Annotated in this window: 2 protein-coding genes; both read right to left on the bottom strand. The window is 34.1% G+C overall.

Translation table 11 applies throughout. The annotated features are described in order from the left end of the window. Window positions 1-72: 72 nt before the first annotated feature. Window positions 73-501 carry a hypothetical protein gene (locus HMPREF0670_RS14780; RefSeq protein ID WP_009231943.1) on the bottom strand — a complete coding sequence of 143 codons (429 nt, stop codon included), beginning with the start codon at window positions 499-501 and terminating at the stop codon, window positions 73-75. 9 nt (window positions 502-510) lie between these two features. After that, window positions 511-1,421: RHS repeat-associated core domain-containing protein (locus HMPREF0670_RS17310; RefSeq protein WP_232213951.1), on the bottom strand; the 911-nt coding region annotated here is incomplete at its 5' end.

The raw sequence follows: 1,421 nt of genomic DNA, 5'->3' as shown, positions 1-1,421 counted from the left end.
CACTTTTGGTTTTCCCATAACTCAAAGTAGAACGGAAATTACATATATTTATTTTGTGTAAATTAATTTTGTTCACTTACTTAGTGTTCTTATTCTGTAAAAAGAGATTGCACTTTCAGGAGTATCTACATAATCATTCCATGAAATTATAAATCTCCCATTTTTATAGCTTGGTTGAAAACCATCATAACTCATTCCTTCATAGAGTTTATTCTCTTGCTGATCGACATTCAGCGAACTTAAATTATCATAAAGTAATATAGAATCTATTGCAATTCCATGAGAAGTCTTCCTCCATTTTGATTTACAATGATAAATAGGTCTACCAGCTTTATCATAAACTACTTGCTCGAATCTGCCCATCGAAAACAAGCAAATCGTATCTCTTACATTTGATTCATTTATATATGTACCGATAGGATCTTCAAAAGATGCTCTCTGGTTCCAAATAAAGAAACCGACAAGCATAATTAGTATAACAATCGCAATTATCTTTTTCATCTTCTATACTTATCTATGAATTGCCTCCATACGTTTTTGAAGCATTTCTAAATAGAAATCATTTTTTTGTTTAATGTCCTTTTTTGTTTCTAACCAAATATATGTCTGGTAAGTATTTCCATGACCAAAACCATCTTGACCTCTTTTCTTATTATTAATAAATGGAATGTGGTAATACAGGGATGTGTTAGATTTAGAATCAACTAACATAAATAGAACATCGTTTCCTAAATTATACCAAGAGATATTGGCTTCTCCTATCATCTGCTCCCACGGATCAAAACCCGCAGAAAGAGGGTTTGCGTATAAAGTAGTTATTGCCATTGTATTCTTACTTTTATTGCTACGCAACACATCTGATCGCGCCGCTAATCCATAAATAGAATTGTAACTCTCCAGGGACCCAAAGGCACCTTCTCCTTTATTAGAAAAATCACTAAACAGACTATATACTGGTCCTGAATCAGTCATAAACTCTTTAGTTATATCATTCCAAGAAACAGAAGAATTACGCTGTGTATAATTCTTTATATACTTCGAACCATTTTTTATGATATTTGTATGGTTATTGGTCTTATCAATGATTTGTACATCTCCATTATTTTGATGTATAAAATCGATTTTATCTCCACCTAAATTACTGATTTTCTTTCCGCCAGTATCGTATTCACTCATATTTTTACCATTGGGATCAATATACTTTATCGGGTTATCCATTGTATAGCAATACCCATTCACATTTGGATACTTCTCCATCAATGGATCCACCCCATACCACAAACTCGTCCTTGGGTTCATGTATCTTGCCCCATAGTAGTACAGCCCCGTCTCTTGGTCAAACTCCTTGCCGTTGAATTTATACGGCATTTCCTCGGACGAAGAATGTTCGTCCACGAGCAGTTCGCCGTAGGGCAGGTAAG

Source organism: Prevotella sp. oral taxon 317 str. F0108 (assembly GCF_000162415.1).
Classification (GTDB): domain Bacteria; phylum Bacteroidota; class Bacteroidia; order Bacteroidales; family Bacteroidaceae; genus Prevotella; species Prevotella conceptionensis.
This window is presented reverse-complemented; position numbering and strand designations above follow the sequence as displayed.

Bases quoted from the DNA above. Each gene is read 5' to 3' on its own strand.
- HMPREF0670_RS14780 (WP_009231943.1), bottom strand. From the start codon at position 501: ATGAAAAAGATAATTGCGATTGTTATACTAATTATGCTTGTCGGTTTC.